The organism is Micromonospora sp. CNZ322 (assembly GCF_007827755.1).
Genome location: NZ_VITD01000028.1, coordinates 1 through 8,496 on the forward strand (window position 1 = coordinate 1; position 8,496 = coordinate 8,496).

An 8,496-nucleotide genomic window follows, 5' to 3' on the forward strand; every position below is an offset into this window, starting at 1 on the left:
CTGGTCGGGGTGGCCGGATTCGAACCGACGACCTCTTCGTCCCGAAGGAATGGTTAGCCGTCGACGAGCTGTGCCAACAACGGCGCTGGGCTCTCCGGACGGTCCACGGCAGTCCACGGGCGTCCGTCAATGCTCGCGCCCGTCGTCACCCAGTTGGTCACTCAGCTGAGGGCAGATGCTGAGGGCGGCTACGCCCCAAGCGGCGGCGAAGAGGGGTCGTGTCAACCTCCCACGCCGAAGCGAGTCGCACTCACCTCAGATGAAATCCGCGCGCCGGACGTACCACATGAGATACATCAGATTTCGACCTGCGGGCGAGTTGCATGCCGTGGAGTGCCTCATGTACCGTTTCTCCTGCCAAGAAGATGGGCGTACCCGCCGGGTGCTGTCCCCCTCGTTCAACCGTTCGCGCCCAACGAGCACCGCCAGCGCGAACGCACACAGAAAGAAGGTGCGCAGATGGCGCAGCCCCACCTCCGTCCCGTCCCCGAACTGGCCGATAGCGGTACTGGCTCGACCGAGCCACCCGCTCCCTCTGGCTCCACCCGGGCGGCCCAGCGCTCCCGCCCCACTCGGGTCCTGCCGACTGACCGGGTGAAGTTCGACCTCCAGCTTGAGATCCTTCGGACGTTCGCGCGTCTCAGCGCGGGGAAGCGCCCGGTCAACAGCGAGCAGATCGCGAGCGCGCTTAAGGTGAGCACGAACACCGCCGCGCTGAGCAACGCGTTCTTCGTTGAGTGCGGTTGGCTGTCCCGCGTGGGCCGTGGTCAGTACGTCGCGACCGAACCGGCTGTCCAGTACAACCGGCGGATGGAGTTCGCGGCCACGACGGCGGCCACGACGGCGGCGGCCGTCGAGCTGCTTGCTGAGTCGGCCCGCACGTCCTGGTACTGGGAGGTGTTGGAGCCGAATCTGACCGCTGGCCGGATGTCCAAGAACGAGGTTCTGGTCATCTTGGCTACGGAGGCTAACGCCTCGGAGGAGCACCGCCCTCAGTTGGAGAACATCCTCAACTGGATGGCGTTCCTCAACCTGATCGAGACGGACGGAGAGTCCATGGTCGCCACTGAGGCGGCGCTTGACGCGGGTGACACTGAGCCTGCGCAGGCCGATGCGGAAGGAGACACGGATCTGATGCCGAAGTACGGGCAGGGCGCATCCGACAAGCCCGAGGATCGGCGGCCCGGCGTTGGCCGGGTGAACAGCTCGGGTGACGTGGTGATCGCCTTCAGCACCGATTTGCGACTGACTGGCGAGGACCTGGCCTCCCTCAGCCCCGACCAGATTCGGGCGCTGTTCGAGGGGCTCGGGATGGTGACGTCGCTGACGCAGCGTCAGTGATTGGCTGGCGGCCGTCCCACGGAGAATCGTCTGCCAAGAAGAGTCCTCGTTCAAGCGGACGGCCGCCTTCGCCAGCGTCAGCATAAGCGCATGGTTTAGTTATGTGCCAGACATAAGCTTCACCCGCGAGATTTTTCACTAGGGTGCTTTCCCGTCTGGCGTCGTCCCGCGCACCTGGGTAGCGGGCCTCCATCCGGCCCTCCACGTCAAGCGGACCTTGACGCTCTCCCGCCGTGACCAGCGACGAGTCGGGGGCGGGGGTGGCGGCGCGCACCTTGTAAGGGCAGGCCATTGGCCTGCCCACGACTCCTGCCCGAGGGTCGCAGAGGCTCCAAGGTCAAGGGCGGCCCGTAGGGCCGTCGCTCGCGACGCGTAGCGCCCTTGAGATTGGAGGGGCGGCCCGGCACACTCGCGCCGCCACCCCCGACCACGACGGACGCGACCCGCCGCGCGGACCGACGTGGCCCACGCTGCGCCGCGCCGATCGGGCGCGGCCCTGCCGGCGGCCGGCCACCAACCTCAACCACCCTTGCCGCCACCGTCTGCGGCGGCCCCGGGCTTTCCGCTTTCCGCGCCAGCCGCCGGGCGTTCTGCGTGGCCGGAGTCGGAGCGCCAGCGAAGCGACGGACGCGCGCCCAGGCGGCGGCGCGTGCGGCCCGTCTCGGGCCGCCTTGAAGACGTACAGAAAGTTCTCACCACTTCGCCGGCAGCCGGCGGCCCCTGCTGGTGGATTGGCTGCTCAGGCTGCGTAGACGGCGGTGGCGTCGTCGCTGCGCTTGTTGCGTGCCCACTTCATGCAGGACGGGTCGGCGGCCTCGATGGCCCGGACTCGGCTGATCAGCTCGGTCGGGCCGTCCTGGGCCAGGACGTCGAGCACGTCGGGCCAGTCGAGTAGACCGAACAGGGCCACCAGGCGGGCTGCTCCGTCGGTCAGCACGGCGACCCGTCGGACGCTGTCGAGTGGTACTTCTCCGGTGATCGCGTGTCCAGCGGCGAACGGGTCGGCCGCTGCCACCCAATACCCGCCGGGCTGGTTACGAGCGGCCAACTCGGCGTGCTTCATCCGCAGCAACGCCGCCTGCTTCTCGGCCGATCCGAACGGGTGCCGGTCGGCCTCGTCGCGTTCTGCACGGGCGGTCTTGTCCACCCGGTCATCAGTGATGACCTGGATGCCGTCGACAGTGTCGATCAGCACAGTGACGTCACCGAGAACGACGTACTCCAACGCCGTGTCTTTAAGTCGCAGCACCGCTGTGGCGGCCGAGGGTGTACCCGGGTGGCTGAGGTCGCAGGTGTCTCGGTGCTGGTCGGCGGTGAACCGGATGCCGTACATCAGCGCGTTGACCAACTCCGAGTCACGATCGGCCGCCAGGCCGGCGAGAGCAGAGCCAAGCTTTGCCGCGTACCAAGCGATGCCGTGGACGCAGCCCGTGCCGGTGCGGGCCGTGGCACCGTCGAGAACCACGATCAGGTTCTCGCTGGCCATGGCCCAGTCCTCGTTGGGCGACTTTGGGTTGCCGGCCTCCGAGGCGGTCGAGACGCGCATCAGGCCACGCCTTCGCTGCGGTAGACGGGCGTCAACGCGTCGACCTTCTTCACGGCCCGCTTCTTCGGGTCGTAGGTGCAGGCCACCAGCAGAGAGAACCGCCGGTTCTTCACCTCGCGGTACAGCTCGTCCAGGTGGTCGTCCAGGTACTGCGCCACCCCAAGGGTGCCCATGGCGTGGATGCCGGCGAGGTAGAGGAAGGTGCCACGTCCATCAGGGCGGGGAAGCCGGCCCAGGTATCCATAGTCGACCGGCTCGCCGCTGTCCGACGGAGAGCGGAACTCCTCGCCGGTCTGTCGGTTCACGAGATAGACGCCGTCGTCATCGCTGCCGAAGCCCAGCTTCGGATCGGACGCGAGCACCTGCCCGACGAACGGCAGAATCCGGGGACTACCGACCACGACCAGGTTGGTGCGGTTCAGGTCGACCATGCCCGGCGGTGGCACCACCTCGTACTCCGTCTTCAAGCCCAGTCCCCGAGCGAGGTTGGACAGCTTCTCGTACGCCGCCAGCATCTCAGCGGAGACGACCGCGTACGGGTTCGCCTTGCCCGCCTCGAACTTGCCCCCGACCGCGACGGTGAGCGGGCCACTGCCCAGCATCGCTCGTTCCGGTCGGGGCCCAGACGACAGGAGCTGTCCGACGCGAGCGCGTGTCATGCCGACGACTTGAGCGATCTGCGCGTGCGTCATTCCCTGCGACACCATCTCGTCCAGCGCCTCACGGCGTAGCCGAGACAGCTCGTTGACGGCCGCCTGATGCTCATCGATTAAGTCGCTGGCCTTGCGTGCTCTGTCGCTCGGGTCCTGGATGTCAGCCAGGCCGTGCGGGCTGATCTCCACGGTCCCTCCGATCCGATGCGCTGAACGTTCAACGCACCTTATCGCAGGATGGGGCTTGACCCAAGCAAGGGGGCTTGCGTAACCTCGGCCACACATCGATGCGCAACCCCCCTTTACAAGGGATACGGGGAGCGCAAAGAGGCCCCGACGGGATTGCGGCCCGTCGAGGCCAAGTGCATCGGCCCTCTGCGAAAGGAATCACGATGCCTGCTCAGCGTACCCATGTCCCTGCGTGTCGCGTCTCGGGTCTTCAGACGAACGCCCCGGCCCTGCCGTCTGTTAACCGGCTCCGGCCGGTGGCGTCGACCTCTGCGAAGACGATCTACGACACGCCTCCCGGTGCTCACTCGCACCTGTCCCCCGCTGACCTCCGGCCCAACACCAACCCGCGCACCGCTACCCGCTGCAACGAACGGCTCCGCGAAACTCTGCTCTCGCTCGGCGAGTCACCGGCTGACCTCGCCTCCAAGCTCGGCGTCGACCCGAAGACCGTCGAGCGGTGGATTGGCAACGCCGACCGCACCCCCTACCCCCGGATCGCCTACCAGGCGGCCCGCCTCCTGGACGTGGACGTCACCTACCTGTGGCCGCGTATCCACGGCACCCGCATCAGCAAAATCGACGGCACCGACGAACTGACCGCCTGCTGGCCCGGCCGCGCCGCTGTCCCGCCCAACCTGTGGGCTCGGCTGCTCACCGATGCACAGCAGCGCATCGTCATCATGGGCGACCTCGCCTTGGCCGACCTCGTGCCCAACCTGCCCCGGCTCTTGGCCGACAAGGGCCGCCAGGGTATTCACGTGCGGGTCATCGTCGCCGACCCGAACACCGCCACCGACGGCATCGACAAGGTCCGCGCCATGCAGGCCGAAGCCGTCTACCTCCCATTGGTGGAGCACGGCATCTCCGTCAGCCGCTACCCCGGCCCGATGGCCACCACGATCCTGATGGTCGACAACGACCTGATCATCCGCACGGGTATCGACGGCTGCCCCGCCGCGTTCGCCCCCGTCATCCACCTTCGCGCCCTGACCAACGGGCCGCTGTCCCGGCTCTACCTGACCAGCCTCGACAGCATCACCGAAACCGCCATCCCGATCCCGTCCGCCGCCATGAAGGCGGTGGCCTGATGATGACCACCACCCTCGTGCGTCCGGTGACCGGCAACCGCCCTACAACCTTCGGGGCGACCGTCGCTCAACTGCGCCGCCGTCGCGGCTTGTCGCAGGTTGTCTGCGCCAACCTGGTTGGTCGGTCAGAAACCTGGCTCGCCAAGGTCGAACACGACCGCATCCCCGTGGACCGGCTGTCGGTCCTGCGTGACCTCGCCCGCGTCCTCGGCGTCGATCTCGCGGTGCTGATCGAGGTGGCCCCATGACCACCACCCCGGCACCCGTTGCCTACCAATGGCGTCAACCCCGCCTTGTCCGAGGCTGGGAACCCGTCCAACTCATCGGCCGCTTGAAGATCCTCGCCGCTCGTGACGGCGTGGAACTGCCGAAGACCTACCAACTCATCCGCGACATCTACCTGTGGGAGCACCACCGGGCCGACCTGCCGGCACCCGTGGCCTCCCTGCTCGGCCGGATCTTCGACGGACCCAACCCGTTCGCCACCGGCCCCATCACCCACCTCCCGATGAAGGCGACCCGCACCCGTGGCCGCTGACCTGATGACCGTTGTCCCGGACCAGTGCACCACTGCTGGTCCGGGGCTCCGGCCCACCTCGTCGACCGGCTTCGTCGGTCGGGATGAGTCCGCCTTTCACCGGGCCACCGACCCGAACGTCTTCGACTGGCTCGACCACGTCAAGGCAGCCGCGGGCTGCTCCCACCCCATCCGCCTCTCGGGCGAGGTCGCCACCGTCGACCGGGCCACCGGCCAACTCCTGACGGCAGCCCGGACCGAGGACATGCCCGACGGGGAGATCTACAAGCCCTGCGGCAACCGCCGCCACGCCGTGTGCCCGTCCTGCGCCCGCACCTACCAACGCGACGCCTACCAGCTGCTGCGCGCCGGCCTCGCCGGCGGCAAAGGCATCCCCGCTTCCGTGGCTGGGCATCCGGCGGTGTTCGTCACCTTCACCGCGCCGTCGTTCGGCACCGTGCACACCCGCGTCGTAAAGCGGCACACCTGCGGCAACCGCCGCCGCTGCGACTGCCGGGCTGAGCCCTGCCACCCCCGCCGGACCACCGACCCCACCGCCCAACCGTGCCAGCACGGGCAACCGTCGGTCTGCTGGGCACGTCACGAAGAAACCGATCCTCGGCTGGGCCAACCGCTGTGCCTGGACTGCTACGACTACGACGCCCAGGTCGTGTGGAACCACTCCGCACCCGAGTTGTGGCGCCGCACCACCATCGCCATCACCCGGCACCTGCGCACCCGCGCCCGGCAGCTCGGCCTGCCCTGGGTCGAGCAGGTCACCGCCTCCGGCCGGGTCCGCCGCGTGCCGCCGGCCAAGCCGTCGTTCGGCAAGGTCGCCGAGATGCAACGCCGCGCCGTCGTGCACTACCACGCCATCATCCGCCTCGACGGCATCCACCCCACCGACCCCGACGCCGTCATCCCACCCCCGGCAGCCTTCGGCGTTGACGACCTGATCGCCGCCGTCGAACACGCCGCCGCCACGGTCGCCTTCTCCACCCGCCCACACCCCGCCCAGCCGCACGGGTGGCACGTCGCCTGGGGCGAGCAGGTCGACATCCGCCCCATCGCCGCCGACGGGGAGATCACCGACGGCAAAGTCGCCGGCTACCTGGCGAAGTACGCCACCAAGTCCACCGAGGCCACCGGCCACGTGTCCCGCCGCCTCGACGGCGAGGTCATCGACCTCTACGCCAACCACCAGGGCAGCCACCCCGAACGGCTCATCGATGCTTGCTGGACCCTCGGCGGCAACCGCGACTGGCAACACCTCCGGCGGTGGGCACACATGCTCGGCTTCGGCGGCCACTTCCTCACCAAGAGCCGCCGCTACTCCACGACGTTCCGCATCCTGCGCGACGCCCGTGTCATCTGGCGGCGCACCGAAACCGGCCATGAATACGCCGACCAGACCGAGGAAGAGACGACCCTCATCGTCGGCCTGCTCACCTACGCCGGGTCCGGATGGCGCACCACCGGAGACGCCCTGCTCGCCAACACCGCCGCCGCCATGGCCCGTGAAAGGCACGAGGTGGCCCGCGAGGAGTTCGCCGCCGTGGCCTGACCCACCCACCGATTCACCGTCAAGACCAGCTTGACGGTCAACCACCGATCCGAGGAGAGGTAGCCCATTGCCCACCACCCTGACCGCACCCGAGAGAAAGGCGCTCTACCGCATCCCCGAAGCCATGACCCTGCTCAGCCTGTCCCGCTCCGTGATCTACGAACAGATCCGCGCCGGCCGACTGCGCACCGTCCGACAAGGCCGCACCCGCCTCGTCCCTGACGCGGCGATCACCGCCTACGTCGACCTGCTCGAACACGAAGCCCAGAAAGGAGGCACCCGATGACCACCCGCCGCGCCCGAGGAGAAGGCGGCCTGCACTGGGACGAGTCCCGGCAACGCTGGATCGCCACCATCACCGTCGGCTACACCCCGGCCGGCAAACGCATCGTCCGCAAAGGCAGCGGCAAGACCAAGACCGAAGCCCGCGCCAAACTGCGGGAGAAGATCCGCGACTACGAAGACGGGCTCGCCATTGCCGAACACCACTACACCGTCACCGAGGCCGTCACCGACTGGCTCACCTACGGACTCAACGGCCGATCAGATCGCACCAAGACCAAGTGCGAGATCCTGTGCCGTACCCACATCATCCCCGCGTTGGGCGCTCGGAAGCTGCGCGAGCTTCGCGCCCAGGACGTCGACCGGTGGCTAGCCGACAAGGCCACCACCCTCAGCACCCGCACCCTTCGCGACCTATACGGGTGTCTCAACCGCTCGGTCAACCGAGCTATGGCCCGGGACAAGGTGAAGCGCAACGTCGTCGCGCTGTGCACGGTCCCGCGCGGCCAGGAGGGCCGCCCCTCCAAGTCCCTCACCCTGGACCAGGCAAAGGCCGTCCTTGGCGCATCCGAGGGAACTCGCCTGCACGCCTATGTCGTGCTTTCGCTGCTGACCGGCGCGCGTACCGAAGAACTCCGGGCCCTGCGCTGGGACCACGTTGACCTGGACGGCCAACCCGACATTGATCCGCCGCTACCGCCTTCGATCCAGGTGTGGCGCTCTGACCGGGATGGCGGCGACACCAAGACCCGCAAGTCCCGACGCACCCTTGCCCTACCTACCCGGTGCGTCACCGCGCTGACTCATCACCGCCAGCGCCAGGACCAGGAGCGCAAGACTGCCGGCAAGGACTGGCAGCCGCTCGGGCTGGTCTTCGCCTCAACTGTCGGCACTGCCCTCGATGCGGCCAACGTCCGCCGGGCCTTCCGCCGAGTCGCAACCCTGGCTGCCCTCGATCCGGCTGCCTGGACACCTCGTGAGCTGCGGCACAGCTTCGTGTCGCTGCTGTCCGACAGCGGTGTGAGTCTGGAGGACATCGCCGACCTGTGCGGGCACTCCGGTACCACAGTCACCGAGCTGGTCTACCGTCATCAGCTTCGGCCGGTGCTGCTCCAGGGCGCGGCGGTCATGGATCGCATCTTCGCGCCGACTGCTGAGGCGTAGTCACTCAGTTGGTCACCCAGGAAGCACTAGAGGGCACATCCATGGATCGGATGTGCCCTCTGACCTGGTCGGGGTGGCCGGATTCGAACCGACGACCTCTTCGTCCCGAA

The 8,496-nt window shown here is 68.1% G+C and carries 9 protein-coding genes; 7 read left to right on the forward strand and 2 right to left on the reverse strand.

Features of this window, described 5'->3' with window-relative positions; genetic code table 11:
* Positions 1-594 precede the first annotated feature (594 nt).
* Positions 595-1,341 (forward strand): hypothetical protein, encoded by a 747-nt coding sequence (locus tag FB453_RS33895; protein ID WP_145796890.1) that lies wholly within the window; start codon positions 595-597, stop codon positions 1,339-1,341.
* A 739-nt stretch (positions 1,342-2,080) separates the two neighbouring features.
* On the opposite strand, the gene FB453_RS33900 is transcribed toward FB453_RS33895, so the two are convergent.
* On the reverse strand, positions 2,081-2,887 hold the full coding sequence (locus tag FB453_RS33900) for a protein phosphatase 2C domain-containing protein (protein WP_145796892.1): 807 nt from the start codon (positions 2,885-2,887) through the stop codon (positions 2,081-2,083).
* The gene (locus tag FB453_RS33905) at positions 2,887-3,729 is read right to left on the reverse strand and encodes a sigma-70 RNA polymerase sigma factor region 4 domain-containing protein (protein ID WP_486480597.1); all 843 of its coding nucleotides are present in this window, start codon (positions 3,727-3,729) and stop codon (positions 2,887-2,889) included. Before FB453_RS33905 ends, FB453_RS33900 begins: the two co-directional genes overlap by 1 nt.
* A gap of 203 nt (positions 3,730-3,932) precedes the next feature.
* Between FB453_RS33905 and FB453_RS33910 the strand changes: the two genes are divergently transcribed.
* The 6 genes from FB453_RS33910 to FB453_RS33935 all read left to right on the forward strand — a co-directional run bounded on the left by FB453_RS33910 (position 3,933) and on the right by FB453_RS33935 (position 8,386).
* A complete protein-coding gene (locus FB453_RS33910; protein ID WP_486480598.1) occupies positions 3,933-4,859 on the forward strand; it encodes a helix-turn-helix domain-containing protein in 927 nt (308 codons plus the stop codon).
* The gene (locus FB453_RS33915) at positions 4,859-5,107 is read left to right on the forward strand and encodes a helix-turn-helix domain-containing protein (RefSeq protein WP_486480599.1); all 249 of its coding nucleotides are present in this window, start codon (positions 4,859-4,861) and stop codon (positions 5,105-5,107) included. Before FB453_RS33910 ends, FB453_RS33915 begins: the two co-directional genes overlap by 1 nt.
* Positions 5,104-5,397, forward strand: a complete 294-nt coding sequence (locus FB453_RS33920) for a hypothetical protein (protein WP_145796894.1) — start codon at positions 5,104-5,106, stop codon at positions 5,395-5,397. The genes FB453_RS33915 and FB453_RS33920 overlap by 4 nt, the downstream gene beginning before the upstream one ends.
* Complete coding sequence (locus tag FB453_RS33925) at positions 5,387-6,940, forward strand: replication initiator (RefSeq protein WP_145796897.1); 1,554 nt, start codon at positions 5,387-5,389, stop codon at positions 6,938-6,940. Before FB453_RS33920 ends, FB453_RS33925 begins: the two co-directional genes overlap by 11 nt.
* A 67-nt stretch (positions 6,941-7,007) precedes the next feature.
* Positions 7,008-7,226, forward strand: coding sequence for a helix-turn-helix domain-containing protein (locus FB453_RS33930; protein WP_145796899.1), 219 nt, complete (start codon positions 7,008-7,010; stop codon positions 7,224-7,226).
* A complete protein-coding gene (locus tag FB453_RS33935) occupies positions 7,223-8,386 on the forward strand; it encodes a site-specific integrase (RefSeq protein ID WP_145796902.1) in 1,164 nt (387 codons plus the stop codon). The genes FB453_RS33930 and FB453_RS33935 overlap by 4 nt, the downstream gene beginning before the upstream one ends.
* The last annotated feature ends 110 nt before the right edge of the window (positions 8,387-8,496 follow it).

What these genes read in the sequence shown, in the direction of transcription:
- FB453_RS33900 (WP_145796892.1), bottom strand. Translation starts at nt 2,887, where the DNA reads ATGCGCGTCTCGACCGCCTCGGAGGCCGGCAACCCAAAGTCGCCCAAC.
- FB453_RS33910 (WP_486480598.1), top strand. Translation starts at nt 3,933, where the DNA reads ATGCCTGCTCAGCGTACCCATGTCCCTGCGTGTCGCGTCTCGGGTCTT.
- FB453_RS33915 (WP_486480599.1), top strand. Translation starts at nt 4,859, where the DNA reads ATGATGACCACCACCCTCGTGCGTCCGGTGACCGGCAACCGCCCTACA.
- FB453_RS33920 (WP_145796894.1), top strand. Translation starts at nt 5,104, where the DNA reads ATGACCACCACCCCGGCACCCGTTGCCTACCAATGGCGTCAACCCCGC.
- FB453_RS33935 (WP_145796902.1), top strand. Translation starts at nt 7,223, where the DNA reads ATGACCACCCGCCGCGCCCGAGGAGAAGGCGGCCTGCACTGGGACGAG.